This window comes from Alsobacter metallidurans (assembly GCF_014636935.1).
GTDB lineage: Bacteria > Pseudomonadota > Alphaproteobacteria > Rhizobiales > Beijerinckiaceae > Alsobacter > Alsobacter metallidurans.
Window position 1 is genome coordinate 1,615,439 of the sequence record NZ_BMES01000002.1, and the last position, 21,419, is coordinate 1,636,857.

Annotated in this window: 16 protein-coding genes; 9 read left to right on the top strand and 7 right to left on the bottom strand. The window is 62.1% G+C overall.

The annotated features are described in order from the left end of the window. The first annotated feature begins 154 nt into the window (after nt 1-154). On the top strand, nt 155-1,846 hold the full coding sequence (locus IEV99_RS18015; protein ID WP_244643980.1) for a S8 family peptidase: 1,692 nt from the start codon (nt 155-157) through the stop codon (nt 1,844-1,846). A 430-nt stretch (nt 1,847-2,276) separates the two neighbouring features. Further along, entirely contained in the window at nt 2,277-3,257 is a 981-nt protein-coding gene (locus IEV99_RS18020; protein ID WP_188519101.1) for a glycoside hydrolase family 19 protein, read from the top strand. A gap of 208 nt (nt 3,258-3,465) precedes the next feature. Here the strand turns inward: IEV99_RS18020 and IEV99_RS18025 are convergent, their stop codons facing one another. From IEV99_RS18025 to IEV99_RS18040, 4 genes are all read right to left on the bottom strand, one after another. Continuing rightward, a complete protein-coding gene (locus IEV99_RS18025) occupies nt 3,466-4,125 on the bottom strand; it encodes a protein NO VEIN domain-containing protein (RefSeq protein ID WP_210318669.1) in 660 nt (219 codons plus the stop codon). Nucleotides 4,126-4,190: 65 nt separating this feature from the next. Beyond that, entirely contained in the window at nt 4,191-5,042 is an 852-nt protein-coding gene (locus IEV99_RS18030; protein WP_188519103.1) for an SIR2 family NAD-dependent protein deacylase, read from the bottom strand. Then, nucleotides 5,039-6,115, bottom strand: coding sequence for a DUF262 domain-containing protein (locus IEV99_RS18035; protein ID WP_188519104.1), 1,077 nt, complete (start codon nt 6,113-6,115; stop codon nt 5,039-5,041). The genes IEV99_RS18030 and IEV99_RS18035 overlap by 4 nt, the downstream gene beginning before the upstream one ends. A gap of 114 nt (nt 6,116-6,229) precedes the next feature. Then, on the bottom strand, nt 6,230-7,381 hold the full coding sequence (locus IEV99_RS18040; protein ID WP_188519105.1) for a cysteine desulfurase family protein: 1,152 nt from the start codon (nt 7,379-7,381) through the stop codon (nt 6,230-6,232). A 91-nt stretch (nt 7,382-7,472) separates the two neighbouring features. Between IEV99_RS18040 and IEV99_RS18045 the strand changes: the two genes are divergently transcribed. From IEV99_RS18045 to IEV99_RS18075, 7 genes are all read left to right on the top strand, one after another. After that, entirely contained in the window at nt 7,473-8,468 is a 996-nt protein-coding gene (locus tag IEV99_RS18045; RefSeq protein ID WP_188519106.1) for a DUF4007 family protein, read from the top strand. Beyond that, on the top strand, nt 8,465-11,830 hold the full coding sequence (locus IEV99_RS18050) for a DUF6079 family protein (protein WP_188519107.1): 3,366 nt from the start codon (nt 8,465-8,467) through the stop codon (nt 11,828-11,830). The genes IEV99_RS18045 and IEV99_RS18050 overlap by 4 nt, the downstream gene beginning before the upstream one ends. Then, nucleotides 11,831-12,658 (top strand): phosphoadenosine phosphosulfate reductase family protein, encoded by an 828-nt coding sequence (locus IEV99_RS18055; RefSeq protein ID WP_188519108.1) that lies wholly within the window; start codon nt 11,831-11,833, stop codon nt 12,656-12,658. It begins immediately after the preceding gene. Nucleotides 12,659-12,801: 143 nt separating this feature from the next. After that, on the top strand, nt 12,802-12,981 hold the full coding sequence (locus IEV99_RS18060) for a hypothetical protein (RefSeq protein ID WP_188519109.1): 180 nt from the start codon (nt 12,802-12,804) through the stop codon (nt 12,979-12,981). Continuing rightward, nucleotides 12,982-15,012 (top strand): AAA family ATPase, encoded by a 2,031-nt coding sequence (locus IEV99_RS18065; RefSeq protein ID WP_188519110.1) that lies wholly within the window; start codon nt 12,982-12,984, stop codon nt 15,010-15,012. Between the two features lie 2 nt (nt 15,013-15,014). Beyond that, a complete protein-coding gene (locus IEV99_RS18070; protein ID WP_188519111.1) occupies nt 15,015-15,479 on the top strand; it encodes a DNA phosphorothioation-associated 4-like protein in 465 nt (154 codons plus the stop codon). Beyond that, nucleotides 15,479-17,668, top strand: a complete 2,190-nt coding sequence (locus tag IEV99_RS18075; protein ID WP_188519112.1) for a DEAD/DEAH box helicase family protein — start codon at nt 15,479-15,481, stop codon at nt 17,666-17,668. Before IEV99_RS18070 ends, IEV99_RS18075 begins: the two co-directional genes overlap by 1 nt. 219 nt (nt 17,669-17,887) lie before the next feature. On the opposite strand, the gene IEV99_RS18080 is transcribed toward IEV99_RS18075, so the two are convergent. Genes IEV99_RS18080 through IEV99_RS18090 form a run of 3 tightly spaced genes read right to left on the bottom strand, consistent with a single transcriptional unit; the run spans nt 17,888 to nt 21,413 of the window. Next, nucleotides 17,888-18,646 (bottom strand): tetratricopeptide repeat protein, encoded by a 759-nt coding sequence (locus IEV99_RS18080; RefSeq protein ID WP_188519113.1) that lies wholly within the window; start codon nt 18,644-18,646, stop codon nt 17,888-17,890. Then, complete coding sequence (locus IEV99_RS18085) at nt 18,643-19,701, bottom strand: polysaccharide deacetylase family protein (protein WP_244643918.1); 1,059 nt, start codon at nt 19,699-19,701, stop codon at nt 18,643-18,645. The genes IEV99_RS18080 and IEV99_RS18085 overlap by 4 nt, the downstream gene beginning before the upstream one ends. Continuing rightward, the gene (locus tag IEV99_RS18090) at nt 19,698-21,413 is read right to left on the bottom strand and encodes a caspase family protein (RefSeq protein ID WP_188519114.1); all 1,716 of its coding nucleotides are present in this window, start codon (nt 21,411-21,413) and stop codon (nt 19,698-19,700) included. Before IEV99_RS18090 ends, IEV99_RS18085 begins: the two co-directional genes overlap by 4 nt. Nucleotides 21,414-21,419 lie beyond the last annotated feature (6 nt).

Below are 21,419 nucleotides of genomic sequence, written 5' to 3' on the forward strand. Positions count from 1 at the left end.
ACCTTATCGCCGCCTCGACCGGCAGCTTAGGCTGGCGCATCGCGATGGGCCTGTTCGCCGCCTGGTTATGCTCGCGGCCTGCGCTATCGCCGTCGCACTCTCGGCGCCCGAGCGGCGGGGCTGCGGTGCCGGTCCAGAGAGAACGACCTTGACGGTGTTTCTGCCTCTAGTCAGACTGGCAAGATCAGAGGAGTGTAGAGACATGAAATTGCTCTTAGCTGCCGCTTTCCTCTGCAGCTGCTTTGCCGCGGCTCCTGCCAGCTCGCAGAGCAAAGTAGAGGCCGCGCTTACGCGAGAAGCGCAATCCAAGAAAGTTGTTCGCGTCCTGGTGGTAACGCGGCCAGATCCGCACGCCACCAACGGTGGCACTCCTTTCGCAAGTGCGCAGTCATACCTATCTGGCATCTTGGGCGGTTCGGCCAAAAATGTAACTGCGATCGGCTCGCTCCCGGTGGTTTCCGCGGAGGTGGACGCCAGCGCACTCGAGAAGCTCAATAACGATCCCAATGTAGCGCTTGTGACGAGGGATACACCTCAGCCTTTGGCTTTAATGGACAGCGTCCCATTCATAGGCGGCAGCGCGGCTCATAGCGATGGCTATGACGGTCACGGATACGCGGTTGCAGTACTGGATACCGGCGTTCAATATGATCATCCCGCGCTCGCCGGCTCTATATCTGCCGAGGCATGCTTCTCGACGCCCTCGTCTAACCAGTACAAGCTTAAGTCTTTGTGCCCCGGGGGGCACGACGTTTCACTGGTTGCTGGTGCGGCGCGGGGATGCCCCTCCGCTATACCCGGCTGTGAACACGGAACCCATGTCGCGGGCATCATAGCCGGCCATAACATGAAGTTCGAAGGCAAGACGTTTGAGGGTGTCGCGCCTAAAGCGACGCTTGTAGTCGTTCAGGTATTCACACAGTTTCTGGATCAGGATGAATGCGGCGGTAGCGCTCCTTGTATCCTTAGCTTTACGTCAGACCAGTTACGGGCGCTGGAATGGCTTTATAAGCAAATTGACCGGTTTAACATTGCGGCGATTAATATGAGCCTCGGAAGCGGGTATTTCGATGCTCCATGCGACAGAACGTCGGCACTGACGGAGATCATAGAGCGGCTCAAATCAAAAGGGGTAGCGACCGTTGTGGCTGCGGGAAACAGTCACTACTTCGACGCGGTTGCTGAGCCTGCCTGCATTTCGTCAACGATATCGGTGGCAGCGGAGAACAAAGCGGGGGACATAGACGTCGAATACTCGAACCGGTCTAATCTCGTTCATTTTGTTGCCCCTGGAACTCGAATAGTTTCCTCCGTCCCAGGGGGCGGGTACACTGCGCTGTCCGGCACTTCTATGGCCGCGCCCCATGTAGCAGCGGCTTTCGCAGCATTCCGTAGCAAATACCCGAGCCTGACTGTCCGGGAAATCGAAAATAAGCTCGTAGGTGCAGGTCATCCAATTGAGGACCCGACGACCGGCGCCAAATTCACCTCTTTGTCGCTTCGAGAGGGGTCGATGCAGCGGCCCGCGACTGTGCCGGCGGCAACAGCGGCTCCTGAAAAGCCGTCCGGGCTCAGCAACTCGGCTGCGGCCGACGGGAGCTATATAGTCAGAACGGACAAGTCCCAAGGTGATGTGAAGTCGAGCATATCGGAAGCATGTCAGGACAAAATCTGTGAAGTGAAACAAATCAACCGGAATGAGTATAAGGTTGATATAGTGCCCAAAAGCGGTTCAACCACAGGATTGCCAATACCTGCGCCAAACGCTCAGGAGTTGGAGCGGATACTTGGCGGCCCAAATTCCAACGTTAGGGCATTTGAGAATAGAAAAGCATCGCCTTTCTGATAAAATCTGGGGTAAAGGCGATGAAAAGCTCTGCTGTCATCTTATGCGGTCTAATCCAGGTGGCTCTTAGCATCAGTGCGCATGCTAGCTCTTCGAAAAGCGACCACAGTTGCAGCTGTCTTGGGGACAGGTTCGGCGATCGCGAGCTTTGTTACGGCTACGACCTTAGGCTCGGCCAAGGCCGCATCGAGCTGACTGAGGGCGAGACACACGGAGTAGGACGATCCTCTAAGCGTAGCATCAAGACCGGTACTCTATATACATCGACTATCAGGACAGAAACCGGACAAAGCATGAAAGTTTTCGCTCTGCGCAAGAAAAGCGGGCGCACATTCGTTTACACGGATCGTTTCAAACCGGGCGGCTATAGCTTCGTAGCCTTGTGCCGGTGATACCCTCATCGTGTCGTGAACGGGGAAGATCAGAAACCATGCGCGTGTCAGCTTTGTTTGCTATGTTCGCTTCGATTTCCACAATCGTATGTGCAGCGGAGCGTTCTGTAGCGCAAGCTAACGCTCCGATACCGGATGCTGCGCTTTCGGCGGCGATGACCTATAACATCGTTACCGAGCAGGCAATCTATCAATTTTCAAGTTACGCACGGGCTGACATCGTTCGGGAAATTGTGCGTCACTGGCCTGATGCAGACAAGTCCGGGATTAACACCGCGAAAAGAATACAACATTTTTTTGCTCAGATCGCGGTTGAAACAGGCGGCTTGGCCGATTTGGAAGAGAACCTTAACTACAGCGTAAAAGGTCTAATTCGGGTATGGCCGAAGCACTTCAACAGCAAGAATGCTTCCGCGTATGCAGGGGATGGCTACAAGCTTGCGAATTTTATCTATGGTGGACGTTACGGAAACCGCCCCAAGACGGATGACGGTTATGTGTATCGAGGAAGTGGATCGATGCAGCTCACCTTCCGGGGTAATTTTAGGGATCGCGGTAAGGAACTTGGGCTCGGAACCAAGTTGATGGACAACCCTGACTTGGTTCGTGAGCCGCCTATGGCTTTCCAGACTGCCTGGGCGTATTGGGCCGCGAAGAATGCAAACGAGCTGGCCGACAAGGACGATGTTGTTGGCATTCGTAAGGCGGTGAACGGTGGCCTTAATGGATTGCCGAACGCGAAATATTGGTTGGCGAAAGCCCGAGCTGCTTTCAAAGCCACTGGCGCTGGCGTATCAGAAGCCGAGGCGATCGATGCCGAAAAGGACGCGGCAACTAGGGCTGCGCTTCAGAGCCTGGGTTATAAGGCTCCAGCCGGTATAGCAAGCGGAGCTGACAAAGATGTTGTACCGAGCTTACTAAAGCAGTTCCAGAGGGATAATCACCTCCCGGTCACCGGAGGCCTAGATGCAAGGACAGAGAGACTGCTGTTCAGTCCGCAAAATATACCCCGCGAGTAGAGGCTTCTTAGCACATCATACGCGTTCGAAGCGCGGAAAGGCGTGCAACCGGTTGCACGGTGGGCGCTGGTGTCATCCAGGCGGACTTGTAACATCGAAGCACAAGCGGCGTGCGCGCCGACGTAGCCGCGTTTGTACCAAAGTTCGGATTACGGCGGGCAGGCCGCGCTCCGTCAAGCGGGCAACGCAGGTTTTGTTTTCACGCTAGTTAGATGCCGCTCGAATGAGCCCCGAAGGCCAACGGGGTCAGTGCGCAGCTCCGACGTGATGGTCCGTGTAGTCGGTAGAAACGTGGTTTGTCGCTGAAATCGAAGATGCGCATCAGCACGAAGGTGGGCTCTTCCTCGTAAGCACGGACCTCATTCGCAGCTACGATAAACGGAGCTCCGTGGTTGCCGTTCGTGGTTTTGACCTTAATAGCAAGCGGACGCCCCGCAGGATCGAAACCTGCAATGTCATACCCTAGCCCGTCTCCCACGTTGGCACTCACCCAAATGACTTTTTCCGCGAGATCCGCTCTTCCTGCTGCCAGGAGTTCCGATTTCAGCACGCCTACTGCCCATTCTTCTCCAGCGCGGCCTAAGCGACGGTTGCGCTCGTCGCGTCCCGCGAAATTCACCCGAGCAGCACTTCGTTCACGCTGCACTTTGGCTGCGATATGAGGAAGGGGAGGAGCGACTTCTAAATCTCTGATTTTCCGCTCGTTGGTCTGCGGTGCGGGCGGCACCCCATCGAAGCGCCAGCTGCCGACATTGGCTCGACGCCAGGAACCAGACATTCCGTATAGCGCTAGGCAGGACTCGAACTGCCCCAGGAACGGCAGATCTCTCCAAGCATACAACAGCTCCCTTTGCGGGATTTTCTCCACTTGATGGGTCGGCCGAAACGTCACGCTCGCCCTTGGGCGACGCCTCCTCAAAGTTAGTCTGACGATCAGCTTGCCGCCAGCGCGAGCAGCATTTGCGTCAGTTCCTGATACTCGTCGGTCGAACTGACTGGCACGATCCGAATTTTGAAATCCTTGAACCAGCGCTCCTTCTCCACCTCATTGATCTTCTCCTTGGTCAAGACCGCGTAATGCGTCGGACCTGAATCCGGGGAGAAAGTGCTGGCCACATAGTTGAGCATGAGGTTGAGTTCGGGATCCGTCATCGACGCGCCAATGAACACCACCGTGTACATCGAAAACATCGTCGCCAGCATGTGCTGGTAGGCCGGCTCTTTAAACAGGATGTTCCGATAGTCCTGGTCGGTGAGAATTATGCCGTCCCCGCTTCGCCCTGCATCGCCATGGGCTTTGAGGATAAAAAAATCTCGGCTTGATAGACTGCGACGGACTTCACCGGCGTCCTTGAAGGTGCATACGGTAACGTCCGGATCTCGCTGCCTGAACGTCCGCTCGATCAGGGAGTCGTAGTTGGTCGTCACGACGAACTGCAGCTTCTCAAGCTTGAGCATGGCCTCGTGCAAGGCCGTCGGTTCGGGCTTCGGCTCTATGAACACCCGCCGGATATAGCCGGCGAAGAAACTTCCGAGGTCGGACTTCAAACCGGACGCCGCCATCAGGTAGCGGCCCTGGCTGATCAGGGACTCGTAGTCCGCAACCTTGTCGGCGCCGATGCCGACGCTCGTCTTGGTTTCGGCGAGCATACCCTTAAGGAAGTCACCCCAATTCGGCAGTCCCGCCCCGACGGAGGCGCCGGCGCCGACGAGCAGGCCGCAGTGGCCTTTGCGGTATTGATCTATGAGCGGGCTAGGGAGGTCAGCCGGGTCGAAGGCCATCATTTCACCTCCACGTTCCTGAAGAACCTAGCTATGGCTTTGAGGCGCGCTTGCAGGCTTGCGGCCTTCGCGCCTTCAGCGCGGAACGCGAAGAGGTAGTCATACAGCGATCGGTCGAGGGGCTGTGCGTCCTTTCGCCGGCCGTTGAGCAGCAGCTCAGGTGAGGACGTATAGTTCCGGCGGCGCTCTTCAAATGCGTCATAGGCAGCCGTGAACTTGGCCACATTGATCGCCTTTCCGCTCATTTGGAGCTTTATGATTAGCGCCAATAGGTCGACGAAGATCCACTTCCGAGTGATCGGATAGCGCGTATGGGCGTCGACCTCCGAAAGGACGTTGAGGGCGTCGCCGACCTTGGCGGACAAGGCCATGATCTCTTCCGTCGGGCGGTGATTATACTCTGCTTGGAGGTCCCGAAGGTCGGTTGATTTCATATCGCGGCTGCCGTCGTGCGCCCCGACGGCGAAGGCGTAGCTCGCGAAGTCGAAGTGCTTGGTGCGGTCGTCCGTGATTTTGGTGTTGGCGAAGAACTCGTGCGACTTGGCCATAAGCTGGATCATGTTCCGCATGGGACCAAGCTGAGCGTTGCGCAATTCCGCGGGATTGAGCGGCATACCCATCTGCAGGCGCGCGAACAGCGTTGTGATCTCGTCGTTAGTGGATTCGAGAATTTCGCCCACGCCGATCTCGAAACTCGCGAACCGGCCCTTCAGCAATTTGTCGAGCTGCGGGTAGCTCTTGTCCGCAATGACATGACTATCCACCGCGGGAAGCGCTGGATTGTTCTTCAGACTGAATCCGAGCTGTCTTGAGCCCCCGGCCGGCTTGGCGACGAAGTCCCAAATGGCCCGCAGGCGCTGCTGGCCATCGACCGCCTCGTAGTCATGGAGACCTCCAAGGGGCAGCTTGCGAAGATAGATTTTGGGGACGTCCATGCCGCGCAAGATCGAGTCGATCAGCAACACCCGGCGCCCATCTTTCCACGCGGGGCCGCGTTGCCAAGCCGGATTGAGATCGATTTTGTCCTTCAGCTTAATGAGCTTCTCGATCGGCCACAGGTGCTGTTCAACCTTCATTTAGGATCCGCCTCCCCGCCGCCCCGCACCCAGGATTTTCCAACCTCGAGGCTTCGGCATCGATTTGCATGCCGCTGGGGTTGTGTCGAGGCCGTTCTCCCACCGACCGGGTGATCACGCTTGGCGCTGCGCGGCAATGGCGCGCGCGATGCGTTCGGCCGCAAACCAGACCTCCGCGCTCGTCGTGAACCGACCGACCGAAAAGCGAACGCACTCCGCGGCCTCGTCAGCGGTCATGCCGATGGCCAAGAGCACCTCCGACGGACCGATGATCCCAGACGTGCAGGCCGAGCCGGTCGAGGCCGCGACATGGGGTTGGAGCCTGGTTAGAAGATCGACAGCATCGACGCCCGGAAGTCGGACGTGCAGGCACCCGGGATGTCTTGGTGTGCCTGCCACCGTGATGGCGAACTCGACGCCGTGGGCGCTCAGGCTGTCGGAAAGACGAGACCGCATGGCCGCAACCTTGGGCCGCTCCACGCCACCCTGCCGAGCTAACAGCTCGCAGGCGACGCCTAAACCGACACAGAGCGGTGTGGGGATCGTCCCCGGCCGCAGCCCCGCCTCCTGTCCTCCGCCGAAGGCGATGGGCTGTGGGCGCCAGGGCGCCTCTTCGGCAACCACCACGGCGCCGACACCGCTTGGGCCGCAGATCTTGTGCGCCGACAGGGCAAGGGAGTCGGCGCCCCAAGCTCGGAGATCGACCGGCCCCGCCGCGAGCGCTTGGGTGGCGTCCACATGCACGAAAGCGCCGACCGCGCGCCCGAGCGCGGCCATCTCTGCCGTGGGTTGAATCGTTCCGATCTCGTTGTTGACGGCCATCACCGACAGCACGGCGACATTGTCGTCCAGCCGGTCCTTCAGCGCTTCAAGGTCGATGAGGCCGTCGCGACCGACAGGAAGCGCCTCCGTGCAAAACCCTTCCAGTTTCAGAGCTCTGGCCGGCTCACTGATTGACCTGTGCTCGATGGCGGAGACGAGAATCCGCCGGCGAGACGCAGGCGCGCTTCTGGCTGCGCCGAGCACTGCAATGTTATTAGCTTCCGAGGCTCCGGAAGTGAAATAGACCTCGTCGGGTTCAGCATTGACTAGATCGGCGACTTGCCGGCGCGCCACATCCACGCGATTACGGGCGCGCCAGCCGAAGCTGTGCTCTTCTGCGCTCGCGTTGCCGGGCGTAGCATAGGCCCGGTTCATGGCCTCTAGGACAGCCGGGTCGACCGGCGCCGACGCCTGATAGTCCAAATAAGCGGACGAATCGTTCATAGTTCCCCACGCACTGGCGACGTCCGCCAGGAGTTGACATAAACCGTCCGGATGGGTCTTTTCAACTGGTAGTACTGACCAGTGAGACCCCATGCCCCGTAGCCTCCTCATAGCCTCGGACAGTCGACTTCAATTTGCGGGCCACGAAACTTTCCCGCTTCGGTACGGATGGCTGAAAAAGGCCTATGATGCCGTAGTGGAAAGAGCCGACTCAACGGGAAACGGTGCGACCGTGTTCAATGATGACGCAGCGATTTCGTGGTTCGGCGTCGGTCGCAACATGGTGATTTCTATTAAGCATTGGGCGATTGCTACCGACATATTGGTCGCAGAGGACCGCCCCGGCGAGCGGGCCGCTCATATTCTTCTCGGGCGAACCGGGAAAATGCTCTTTGGCGAGAATCGGGATCCCTATCTGGAGCATCCCGGCTCGCTTTGGCTCCTGCACTGGATGCTTGCCGGCAAGCCGGGGCGCGCCACGGTGTGGCATTGGGCTTTTAACGAGTTCCACGAACCCACCTTCGACCGCGAGCTGATGCGGCGTCGCCTTCATCGTCGGTGCGATGAGCTGAGCGAATCCGGCCGTCTCGGCAAGGAGCGCACGATCAGCGACATCACTATCCGCCGTGACGTCGAGTGCCTGGTGCGGACCTACTTCGCCCTGCCCGGGGGTGCACGGCGTGCGCCTGAGGACAGCATCGAGTGCCCGCTGGCCGAGCTGGGCCTCATCCAAAAGGCAGGCGTCGGCGAACTCTATCGCTTTCGGCGCGGACCGAAGTCCTCCTTGCCCGACGAGGTGTTCCTCTTCGCCTTGCTGGATTTCTGGCGCACCTACTATGCGGCGCGAAAGTCCTTCTCAGTGGACTTCCTGACCTTCGAACGCGGGTCGCCCGGCCAGGTCTTCCTGCTTGACGAAGAGGCGGTCGCGGAGCGCTTGGTACGTCTCGACGCCTTGACCGACGGCGCGGTGCGCTGGGACGAGTCCTCCGGCATGCGGCAACTCTATGGCCACAAGCTCGAGAGCATCGACGAATGGGGCCTTCTGCGAGCGATGTACGACCGCGACCTTCGCAGGGGGGCAGCATGACCGGCACTCTCAATCAGATCGTTCACGTCGCCCGCCGCTTCACCCGCTCAATCCGAGTGGACACCGATCTGAGCGACCCTGCGGCCCTGGAAGGGTTCGTCTGTTCGCAGTCGGCGGTTGACGCGTTGCTCGCTATGGGCCGCCATCGTGAAGCCACCGGCCACGCCGCATTCACCTGGACGGGCCCGTATGGGAGCGGCAAGTCCAGCTTGGCGGTCGCCCTGGCAGCGCTACTAACCGAACCGCCGAAACTCGCCCGCCGGTTCTTCGAGACGTCCGACCCCTCCGACGCCGACGAAATCTTGGCCCTGTTTAGGCCGTCGCGCCGCGGTTGGACCGTGGCGCCCGTGGTCGGCCTTCGCGCCGACCCGGAAGCCACCATCGTGAAAGCCCTGAAAGCCGCGCTTCCTACCGGCGCGCCGGTGCGAAAGCGAGATGAGCGCTTCGCGACCTGGATGCAGCGGATCGCCGCCGCGGTTCCCTCGGAGGGCGTCGTCCTCCTCATTGACGAGATGGGTAAGTTTCTGGAGCACGCCGCCGTAGAGCACGGCGATGTTCAGGTCTTCCAGGAGCTCGCGGAGATCGCCTCGCGGTCCGCCGGCCGGCTCATCGTCGTCGGCATCCTGCATCAGGCCTTCGACGAATACGCCCACCGCCTGTCCCGGGAGGGTCGCGACGAATGGATGAAAGTCCAAGGCCGCTTTCTCGACATCCCCATCAGCTTGGCGGGCGAAGAACAGATCGAGCTGATTTCGCGTGCGATCGAGAGCAAGGCGCCGGCGGACCTGCCGTCTGGCCCCGCCGAGGTCGTGGCGCAGGCAATGCGCGGAATGCGGTCCGGGTCCCCGAGGCCGCTGGAGGATCGGCTCAAGGCCTGTTGGCCGCTACACCCGACGGTGGCGGCCCTGCTCGGCCCGATCTCCCGGCGGAGATTCGGCCAAAGTCAGCGCAGCATCTTCGGCTTCCTGACCTCCGCAGAGCCGTTCGGCTTCCAGGAATACCTGAATACGACCCCACGCTGCGGCGAGGAATATGGCTCCGAGCGTCTGTGGGACTACCTGCGTGCCAACCTCGAACCGGCGATTCTGGCATCGCCGGATGGCCACCGCTGGTCGACGGCGGTCGAAGCGGTCGAGCGATGCGAAGCGCGGGGCGGAACTGCGCTACATCTTCGGCTCTTGAAGGTGATTGCCCTGCTGGATCTGTTCAAGGACCGGTCCGGCCTGCAGCCCAGCCTCGACCTCGTCCGCACCGCCTTGCCCGTCTCGACGGATGCGGACTTCGAGACCCTTCTCGCCGACCTGCTGGCCTGGTCGGTGATCGTACACCGCCGTCACGCCGGCGCCTTGGCGATTTATGCGGGCAGTGATTTCGATATCGAACGCGCGGTCGAGCAGGCCCGCGAGGCCGGCGTCGCGGTCGACTATCGGCAGCTAGCGCAACAGGCCGCCCTGCAGCCGATCCTTGCCAAGCGGCACTACGAGACCACCGGCGCCCTTCGTTGGTTCGAGATCGATCTGGCGCCAGTCCATGAGGCGGAGGATCGCGTTCGGCACTACAAGCCCGCTACGGGCGCAGCCGGGCTGTTCATGCTCCTGGTCAGCGCCAAGGGAGAGCCGATCGCCAAAGCCAAGAAGGTCATTCGGTCGCTTCGACGGGTAGGGGACGACAGGCTGATCGTGGTCGGCTGGACCCGGGACAGCTTTCGCCTGAGGGAAATGGCCAGCGAACTGGCGGCGCTCGAACATGTGCGGGCCAATCGGCCAGAGCTCGAAGGCGACGCCATCGCCCGGCGCGAGGTCGACGCGAGGATCGCGCGCATCAGCGCAGACCTTGAGGACCGTCTCGCAGAGGCCATCGACGTCGTCGACTGGTCGTTGCCCGAAGGCGCGCAAGCCGAATCCGCGAACCGCCTGTCCGGTCCGGCGGCCTTGAGCATCTTAGCCTCCGGCCTGGCCGACTGGCGCTATCCGCTGACGCCTCATCTTCGCAACGAACTGGTCAATCGCACCCGGCCGTCTTCCAACGCCGCTGCTGCGACCCGGGCGTTGCTGAGGGCCATGGTCGAGCAAGCCGGCGAGGAACGGCTGGGCATGCAGGGCTATCCGCCGGAGGCCGGGCTGTTCGTCAGCCTGGTCGAGGCCACCGGCCTCTATCGCCAAGACGAGGCCGGCAAGCTCGCTTTCCATGCGCCGACCGAAACTGACTCGTCGCGGCTTTATCCGCTCTGGGGAGCCGCGGACGCTGCCCTCAATTTATCGGTGCGCGGCTGCACGCTCGAAGAGCTGTTCGCCGTCTGGCGAAGCCCCCCCTACGGAGTTCGAGACGGACTGTTGAGCATCCTGGCCGTCGCTTATCTGCTCACCCGTCGCGACAACACCGCGATCTACCTCGACGATGTATTTCGGCCTCAGGTGGACGGCTTCTTCGTCGACCGGCTTCTGCAGGAGCCTAATGCTGTGCGGTTGCGGCAGGTGGAGATCAGCGACGTCGACGCCGGCCTTGTGGCGGCATTGGCCAAGCATCTGAGCGTCGATGATCGTTGTATCGACCCGACGCCCCTCGAAGTGGCCAAGGGCCTGGTCAGCAAGATCCGCGGCCTTCCGTCGTGGACGACCCGGACAGCAACGCTATCGAAATCGGCGGCCGCTCTGCGGACGTCGGCGCTGGCGGCGAGCGATCCGAACGAGCTGCTGTTCGAGGATTTGCCTCGCGCCACGTTTGACGGTTCGGAGCGCGTTGGCGTGTCCTTGGCCCGAGCGGTGGTGCGCGCGATCGATGAATTGGAGGCTGCCTACCCCGCCATGCTCGAGGCCATGGCCGCCACGCTCCTGGCGGAATTGCGCTTCAAGGGCGCCGCGTCCGGCGACTATGGTCCGCTTCAGAGGCGGGCCGCGAACGTCCGCGGATTGACCGGCAATTTCCGGCTGGATGCTCTAGCCACCCGCTTGACGACGTTTGAAGGCCGGCTCGAGGAGATTGAGGGGCTGGCCGGCCTTGCGGCGAACCGGCCATGTCGGGATTGGGTGGACCGCGACGTCGATGCGGCTCGGATCGAGCTCGCGGCGCTCGCGCAGCAGTTTTTGAAGGCCGAGGGCTTCGGCCATCTGAAGGGCCGCAGCGATGGCCGCCTGACCCTCGTCGTCTACATGAGCGATCCTGCCTATCCGGAGCCCGTGGCCAGCGAGGTCGAACTCGACGCCCTTGAACGCAAGGCGGCCGAGGAGCTTTCGGCCAAGCTTGCGGCGGTGATCAGCAAGGCCGGCGCAGCCGACCACGTCGCACTCGGCGCATTGGCCAAGCTTAGCTTGACCCTCGCTCCTCACACGTCGGCGCCGACCGATAAGCGCGTGGTGGCGTAAATGGTCGAGCGTCACGTCCTCGGTATATCAGGCGGCAGGGACAGCGCGGCCTTGGCCGTCTACATGCGCCAGCACCATCCCGAGCTGGATATCGACTACTTCTTCACCGACACGGGGAAAGAGTTGCCGGAAGTCTACGAGTTCCTTGGACGTTTGGAGGGGTTCCTCGGCAAGCCCATACTGCGCCTCAACCCCGAGCGAGACTTCGATTTTTGGCTGCGCGAATACAACAATTTCCTACCATCGCCCCAGACCCGCTGGTGTACGCGACAGCTGAAGATCAAGCCGTTTGAGGAGTGGGTCCGCCCGTTCGTGAAGGCGGGAGACATCGTCAACAGCTACGTCGCCATCCGGTCCGACGAGGACTATCGCGAAGGCTACGTCTCTGCTCAGGAGAATCTGCAGATCCACCTGCCGTTCAGGACCGCGGGCATCGACAAAGCCGCCGTCGGCGAAATTCTCGAAGCCGCGGGCATCGGCCTTCCCGAATACTACCGCTGGCGCTCGCGGAGCGGCTGCACTTTCTGCTTCTACCAGCAGAAAATCGAATGGGCCCGGCTGCTCGACGAACATCCCGAGGCGTTCGCTGAAGCTCAACGGTACGAGAAAACCGCCATGGAGCACGGCTCCCCCTTCTCGTGGAGCCATGGTGAGTCGCTCGACAGCCTCGCCAGGCCGGAACGGCTTCGACAAATCCGCATCGACCATGAGAAGCGGGTCGCCCGCGTGCTGGCGCGCCGCCCGGTCAACGCTTTGGTCAACGACATGCCGATGGACCTCGACGAGGTCTATGGCCAGGGCAAGGTCTGCGTGACTTGCCACAAGTGATGCCCCGGCCAAATCTCCTGCGCGGACGCTCGCCTTGAGCGCGGCTCCCCACCGCCCGCGACCCGAACGGGTGCTTTCGCAATCCGCACCGGTAAGCTAGCGTTAGTCAGGGGGACGCTTATATGCGTCAAAAGGGGGACGACATGGCTGGTGACGAGGACGAGCCTTCGGAAACGCGCGCGTTCAACGAGCGCGAGATGGATAAGATTATCCGTCAGATTGTGGACAAGGTCCGCCGCAATTACTTCGAAAACGGCGAGACCGCTCGCGGCATTCCCGGCGAGGTCAAGAAGATCATCGAAGCCAACATGGATCACGTCTAAATGTTGATCCAGCGTATTCGCCTTACCAACTGGCGCAGTTTCCACGGCGAGAACGACTTCTTCGTGTCACAGGACCCGGCGAAGAACGTTACGCTTATCCGTGCCGAGAATGGCGTGGGCAAGACCAGTTTGCTGGCCGCCATCAACTGGTGCTTCTTTGACATCCTGCCGGCTGAGAGCGAGTTCGAGAACCCCAAAGAGCTCGTCAACAAATTCGCCGCCACCCATGAGCACGTGACGAAGACGAGCGTCGAGATCGACTTCAAGCACGAGCAGAAGCTTTACCGCGCGAGGCGAACCTTTGACGAAAGGACGGGCACGACCGATCCGCTTCGGCTGCTCGAGCTGGCGGCTGGCGGCGAGGTTCCGAGGTCGAAAGATCGCCCCGATCGCTTCATCAACTCCGTAATCCCGCGGGAGATGGCCCCTCACTTCTTCTTCTACGGGGAAGCGACCAGCCGCTACACCGGCGCCACCGGCGCCAAGAAATTCGGGGAGGCGGTCAAGGGCATCCTCGGATCGACAGTGGCCCGGATGGCCTTGGAGGACCTCAAGAAGGCCTGGCAGGAGTACAATCGTCAGGCATCAGACAATACCAGCGCGGAGGCGCAGGCTGCCGAGCGCGAGATCCAGCAGATCGAACAGAAGATTGCTCGCTACCAGGAAGAAGTCGGCAAGATCGACGGGGAGATCGAGGCCGCGAACAACCGCATCGATCGGCTGAACCAGGAACTCGCCGGGACAAAGCCGGCGAAGGATGCGCAGGCGCGGCGCACCAAATTTGAAGGTCAGCTCGCCGCCAAGGACGCAGAGAAGACCAAGGCTTTGCAGCGTTCCAGATCCTGGATACAGACCTACATCACCGCGGTGCTTGCCGAGGAGCTGGTGCTGGAAGTTGCCGAAGTGGTAAAGGCGGAGGAGACTCGGCGGAAGCTTCCCTCCCCCTACGATAAGAAGCTCGTTAACGAGATCCTCGAAGACCAGATGTGCATCTGCGGCCGGCCGGTGACGATCGGCAGCCACGAGCATGAGCACATTAAGACGCTGCTCGAGACGGCGGGCGACCAGGCTGTGATGTCGAGGGTGATCTCAACGGGTCAGGCGATCGGACGTTTCGAACAGCGCGCCGGGACCGCCTGGGGCGAGTATGAGCGCAACAACGAGGATTTGCGCAAGGTCGAGGGCGAGATTCAGCGCCTCGACGCGGAGCTAACTGAAATTTCCAAGGAGCTCGCGGCCAATCCGATCACAGACATCGCAGAGAAGGAGGCGGCGCGCGAACGAGCCAAGACTCAGCGGACGCAAGCGATGGATCGCAAGGCCGACGTTCGGGCGTCGATCACGAACCTCGACCGGGAAAAGTCTGATCTGGTGCGCCGGCGCGACGAGCTTATCAAGAAGTCCGACGCGGCTAAGCGCTACGTAAAGCGGGCGCAGCTGTCGGCCGCCCTGATGTCGCGGCTGGAGAGCCGCTTGGCGAATGAGGAGGAGCATGCACGTTCAGCGATCGAAAGCGAGATCGACCGAATCGTGCAGAAATTCATGCGCAAGTCGGCGACGGTAAAGCTCGACAAGAATTACCAGCTGAGGCTTTACGACGAGAACGGGGTCGAGGTCGCCAAGAGCACCGGCGAGAACCAGTTGCTGGGGCTGGCCTTCACAGGCGCGATCGCCAAGTACGCCAAGGAACGCGAACACGACGACGACGATATCCTGCTGCCTGGCACCGTCGCGCCGCTGGTCGTCGACTCGCCGTTCGGCCACCTTGACCCGCTCTACCGTCGTGGCGTCGCAGAGTTCCTGCCCAACCTGGCGTCCCAGGTCATCCTTCTGGTCTCCACGTCTCAGGCATCCGAGGCTGTCATGACCACCCTCGCCGACAAGATTGGCGAGCAATATCTGCTGACCCGCCACAACCGCAGCGACGCGGCCGGGAAGCTGACTGAGTACATCGAAATCGGCGGTAACACCTACGATCTAACGACCTACAACAGCGAGATCGAAGGCACTCGCATCACCGAGGTGGCCTAACCATGCGGCTCATCACGTCTCCGGTTCGACGCAGTAAGGTCTACGAGAACACGCTGCAGGCGCTCGGCGGCAAGGACGCCGCGCTGTTCCCGACGCTGCGGGAAGCGCTCAGCTTCTGCGCCGTCCTTGGCTACAAGGAGCGCCGCAAGACTCCCCTCAACCCGCATGCGGGGACTGAGGATATCGCAGGCGCTCAGTACCAGATCAACGAGGCCGTCGACATCGTCTTCGCCTTGGCACTCGCCGACGGCAAGAACTCGGACATCCTCCGACCGGAGCAGGAGAAGGACTGCGTTCAGATCTATGAGGAGTACGCCAACGGCGGGCTCGACCTCGTTCAGAGCTGGATCGAGCGCTACTCCGACGTCAGCGTCGAAGACGCTGTCTGGCGGGGGCTCAACACGATCGGTGTCAGGCCACCCGCGCCGTCGAAACCAGCCGACGAGGTTGTCGGACCCAAGTTCTGATGCTTCGCACGCTCGAGCTGAAAACCAATTACACGTCGGAAGCCGACAACATCTATTCCGACTTCTTCCTGCCTGCTCTCAGCCAGGCGGTAACTTATCGGCGCGCCGTGGGCTTCTTCTCGCTCGGCGTCCTGCTGAACGCCCCGGCGGCCATGTCGGCCCTCGTCACCAGCGAAGGGCGGATAGAGCTGATCTTCGGCAAGCTAGTGTCTCCTGAGGATTTCGAGGCGATCCAGGCCGGCGCCGCTACGCCTTGGTCCGCCGAGGAGCTGCCAGACTTCGGGCGAATTATCGCCGAGCATGCCGGCAGCTTGTTGGAGTATCGCATCCGGCTCTTGGCCTGGCTGTTCCGAGCTGGCCGATTGGAGATGAAGGTCGCCGTCCGACCGAATGGGATGTTTCACCAGAAGATCGGCATTTTGGAGGACCGGCTCGGCGACGTCGTCTCGTTCAGCGGGTCGATGAATGAAACGATGAGCGCTTTGGACCCGCGCTTCAATTCGGAGGAAATTACCGTCTTCCGCTCGTGGACCGCGGGGCAAAAGGCCTATGTCGAAAACCACGCGAGCAACTTTGCGCGGCTGTGGTCGGGTGAGACCGGCAGCTCCACCATCGTCTGCGCCCTGCCAGAGGCGGTCGAACGGGGCCTGAACTTGGTCATGGAGGAGCTTCCCGACTCGCCCTCGTCGGACGAGGAGGCGGACCGGGTGAGAGCCTTCTTCGCGAAGCGTGGCCTTGGCGGCTTTGGCAAAGGCGACGGCAGCGGTATCGTCTACGACACCGCACCGGCGGTACCAAAAACGCTCCGCGGATCGCCCTTCCAGATGCGCGACCACCAGCTGGAGGCCCTGCGCGCCTGGAGCGGCAACGGCTATAATGGGATCCTTGAGTTGGCGACCGGCGCCGGCAAGACCATGACGGCGATCTACGCTGCGACGAAAACCGCGGAGGCGAACGAGGGCGTCGCCCTCATCGTCGCCGTTCCCTACCAGGACCTAGCCGACCAATGGTGCGAGGAGCTCCGGCTGTTTAACATTCATGCGGTCCGCTGCTACGGCAGCCGGGCGGAGTGGGAGCCGGTGGTCCAAGCCTACCTCCGGCGGAACCGTGACCGGCAGAAAGAATTCCTCGCGGTCGTGGTCGTCAATAAGACTCTTAAGACCGACCACTTCCAGGCCTTTGCCAAGCAGCTCGACAGCCGGCGCCTATTCTTCATCGGCGACGAATGCCACCACCATGGCAGCAGTGGCTACGTGGGGAAACTGTTCCCCGGCGCGAAATTTCGCGTCGGCTTGTCGGCCACACCGTTTCACTATCTCGACGACGAAGCCAACCAGCGCCTCAGCGATGTCTATGACCGCTCGGTCTTCCAGTACACGCTCGCCGACGCCGTGCGCGACAAGGTCCTGAGCCCCTATGAATACCATCCCGTGCCGGTGGAGCTCACCGCGAAGGAAGTCCACGACTACATCGAACTTAGTGACCAGATCGCCCGGGCGTTTTCCGCTGCGAAGAAGGATATGGGCGGGCCGAGCGGCCAGAAGCTCAAATCCTTGCTCATGCGGCGGGCTCGGCTGATCGGCGCCGCCGAGAACAAGATGGCCGAGCTCAACCGCCTCCTCGACCAACAGAAGGTGGCGCCGCATTCCCTGTTCTATTGCAGCGACGGCCGCACGCTTAGCGACGACGACGATTACGATCAGCACGGGGCGGACGCGGCGGAAGTGAAGCAGCGCCATGCCGTGGCGCAGGCGCTCATCAAGCGTGGAGTCCGCATCTCGCCGTTCACGTCCGACGAGAACCGGTGGCAGCGGCGAGAGATCTTGCGGCAGTTTAAGGACGGCGAGACCGAGGCGATGGTGGCGATCCGCTGTCTGGACGAGGGCATCGACGTGCCGGCCTGCCGGACGGCCTACCTGATCGCCAGCTCCCGCAATCCGCGCCAATTCATCCAACGCCGTGGCCGTATTTTGAGACGCGCCGAAGGCAAGGACCGCGCGACCATCTATGACTTCGTAGTGGTGCTGCCCGAAGACAATATTCCCGACCAGCACGTGGCCGCGGATTTCCTGCGCAACGAGCTGGGGCGCGTCGCGGACTTCGCCCGGAACTCGCTTTATCCAGCCAGTTCGATTGAGCCACTGCTTCCCTGGTTGCGAAGGTACGATCTGGAGCATCTTGCTACCTGATACCTTCTCAAAGCGGACGTTCCCACGTCCCCTAAGGGTCAGTAGCACGCGTTCAGCTCAATCGGCTTTGCGCCAGGAGCAGAAGTTTGCGTCTTGCCATGAAGCGGACCCGCTTCTCCAAGCCCCTTTGTGACAAATGCTCTTTAAGGACAGCGCAGCACGAATGGGCGCGGGCGGTCGCACCGAAGTACGGCGACAGACCAGATCGTGCGCTTTCCGTCAGTTGGACCCAATTACAGCCAAAGCAGCCGCCGCGTCAGCGTCGGCAGGTTCGGACTGAAGGTACAATCGGAGGTCGGCCTTCGCGCGCGCCGGATCACCCAAGGTGACATAGGCCAAGCCACGTTCTTTAAGGGCCTGCGTCCACTTGGCATCCAGATTGAGCGCCTCGGTGAAATCGCGAACGGCGCCGTTGATGTCACCCAGCTTGGCGAGCAGTCGTCCTCGATCGACGTGAAGCCCCGCATTGGCGGGCTCGATCTGCAGGCCCGCGCTGAAATCGCGGATGCTGTCGGGATAGCGGCCGAGATCCTCGTGAACGATACCGCGGCTGCGATAGACAAAGGCGTGGCCCGGGGCGAGCCGTACGGCGGCGTCGGCGTCCGCGAGAGCGTGAGCAAAGTCACCTTTCTGGCGGTATGCGTTCATGCGATTGTCAAAGTAGCCGGCGACCCGGCCGTTCAGCCGGATCAGTGCATCGAAATCACGGATCGCCTGGTCATACTGCCGCAATTCCACAAAGGCCAAACCTCGCCGTAGATAAGCTCGTTCGGACAGCTTCGCGTTCCGGATCGCCGGAAGAGCGCGCGTGCAGGCCTCGACCTTCTGCGGCGCGGTTCGCGCATCGCGGCAAGACGGCCAGCCCACATCCTGAGCAAGCGTAGAACGGCTTGCGCCAATGCAAAACAGCAGCGCAAGACCGCATGCCGGGGCCATGCAGATCGCAAAGGATCGCGGCATGGTCAGGGTCCTGGTCATCGTGGCGGCTCCGCGGCCGTCGGGCTGCCATTCAGGTCCAGACGCGGGGCCGGCCGCCGTTGTGGCAACGGGTGGACCGGTTCGGCGGGCGGCGCCGAGGTACGAACAGAATGAGGCGAGTGCATCCGCGACAGCACGCGCCGAACAATCGGCTCCGTTTCCGAAGTCCAGGGCTCGGGCGCACTCCGCAATGCTGGCGTGGCTTCGCCGTTCGTGAGGTGCACAACCTTGTAATGGCGTCTGCGCAGTTCCTCCAGAAACGCAGGCAGCATGTCGGCCGTCTGGGCGCGTGCGTCGTGCAGCAGAATGATGCCGCGCCCTGCCTCGTCCAGCCGTTGAAGCAGCAGCCGCAACTGCGTCTCCGGGGCCATCGGGCGCCAATCGGATGCCCAGAGATCCGTGCCGAACACGACGAAGTTTCGCTCCGCCAAGATCGCATTCAGCGATTTCGTGTCCGCAAACCCCGGGAACCGGAAAAACGGAAACTTCGGCGCGCGGCTATTGAGGCCGCCCCAGCCGGCCGCCTTGTCGACGGCGGTTATTCCCTTTTCGATGTCGAAAACCGCGTCAGCGTCGGACATCCCCCGCAACGTCTGGACGGGGTGGGACCAGGAATGGTGGCCCACGCTATGCCCGTCCTGAGCCTCCCGTCGAACGAGCGCCGGGTGCTTCTCGGCGTTCCGTCCGATCAGGAAAAACGTCGCCTTCACGCAGGCGCGTTTCAGAGCGTCAAGGACGCGAGCAGTGGTTTCGGGGTTCGGCCCATCGTCGAACGTGAGTACGACTTCGCCTTCATCCAGATCGAGCGTTTGTTGGTAGGTCTTGAGCCCAATCTGCAGGCCGCCCTTGCCGCCGACCCGGATGGTGCGGCCGGCGAGCGCGTGTGGGCCACCACATGCGCCCTCGCGCGGGTCGGCGTTGGACGGCTCGGCCTGGTCCGGCTCGGCGCTTGGGATACCGGCCACAGGCTCCTGAGACCAGGCCCGCGCGCAGCCGGCAAGGGAAAGCGCGAGACACAAGGCCGCGTTCACCGGAAGGGACGCGAGCGTCGTCAAAACCGCTGCTCCACCTTGGACTGCTCGCCCACCACCCGGGGCGACGACATCATGTTGCCGACCACGAATTCGAAAGATGACAAACCGCGGGAGCGAACGTTGCGGGCAGCGCTTTCGAAGTCGAATTCCACCATCCCGGTCACCCGGCACCCGCCGGACGACGCGTCGCAAACTGCCGCGACAGAGCCTGGTCTGATCAGAAAGCGTCTGACGGGCCAGCGCGCGTTGTAGGCCAGTTTCTCCGCCATGATGTCCGGTGCGGTTCGCTGCCGGCCATAGAAGCTGACGACCGGCGCGTAGAGGTCAGCGAGGCGCGCGCCTGCGCTCTCCCCGTCCGAACTTGACGTCCAATAATAGCGAGACACGAAGGTCTGCGCGATCTGCTGGATCACGCGCTGGGCGGATTGGGTTTCTTGCGCCGCGCGTTCCTGGGCCTCGCGTTGCGCGCGGTCGCGCTCCTGGGCTTCACGCAAGGCGCGCTCACGTTCCTGCGCCTCACGTTGCAGACGGTCTCGCTCCTGGGCGTCGCGCAGGGCGCGGTCGCGTTCCTGGGCTTCGCGCTGCAGGCGGGCGTCGTCGCGCTCGCGCGCACACGCGAGCGAGAAATCCTCCACCACCCTCCTGAACCGGCTCGCCGGGTAGGCGGTGGCGAAGCCGGAGATCGCGACCGTGTCGGCGCAGGACGCCACGGCGCGCTGGAACGCACGCTGCTCCTTCACGGCCGACTGGCGGTCGACGAAGTGGCGCGCATACGGATACTGCGACGCTGCGGCGTCGCAGCTGCGCTGCAATCCGTCGAGGCTGGCGGCCTTGAGGGCGACCGGATCGGCGTTGAGGTCGACCTTGTTGCACTCAGTCGCCAGCCCGGCGAAAAACCCGCCCGGGACCAGCGCGAAGGCGCCCGTCAGGGTCGAGGTCGCGTCGATGGTCAGGTTGGTCGGCCCAAGCTTCTGGACGAGCGCCGAGTGGAGGTCCGCGAAGGTGAGGCCCTCCTGCGACAAGAGCGGCAGCAGGTCGTCCCTGAGGGACGCCCGCGCAATCAGCGGACTGGTTCCGGGCCGCGCCGTTTTCCGTCGAGCCGCGATAACGCTCGCCTCCCGCGGCGACGCGGCGCCCTCGACCGCGCAGGCCCGGTCCCCCTCCCCCAGCCTGCGGCATTCGTCCACGATGGCGACGAGATTCCGCGGCGACCGGCCGGCGATGCGCCGCAGAACTTCGCTGAGCCGGACGGTCTCGGCTTCAAGTTGATCCGGCCGGTCGATCAGGTCAGCGGGCGCGTCGGTTGGAACGAGCCGGACGTCGTCATCGCTCGAGAGAGCTGCCCCGAGGACGAGAACCGCCACGTCGCTGCCGCTCGCGATCCGGGACGCATTGTCCCGAAGCAGGCGATCAAGCTCGAGGCGGTCGCTCGGACCAATCACCGACACATCGAAGCCGAGATCGAGGAGCCGTTTGCGGTAAGCCTCTTCGTCCGCATGCGCGATTGCCCAGCGCGGCGCGCGGCTGGCCGCGTCCGGCACGATGATGAGCGCCACTTTCGGGGCCGAAGCATTCTGGCGCAGTGGAGAGGCATAGGTGGACAGGCCAGGCGGGGTTGCGCCGGCTGCATCGATCATGGATGCGCCGCCGATGAGGGCCGCGATCGCGAGAGCGACGGGCGCTCGAAGGCGAACGCCGCCGAGGACGAACCGCGGGTTGAAGAACTGGAACATGACGCC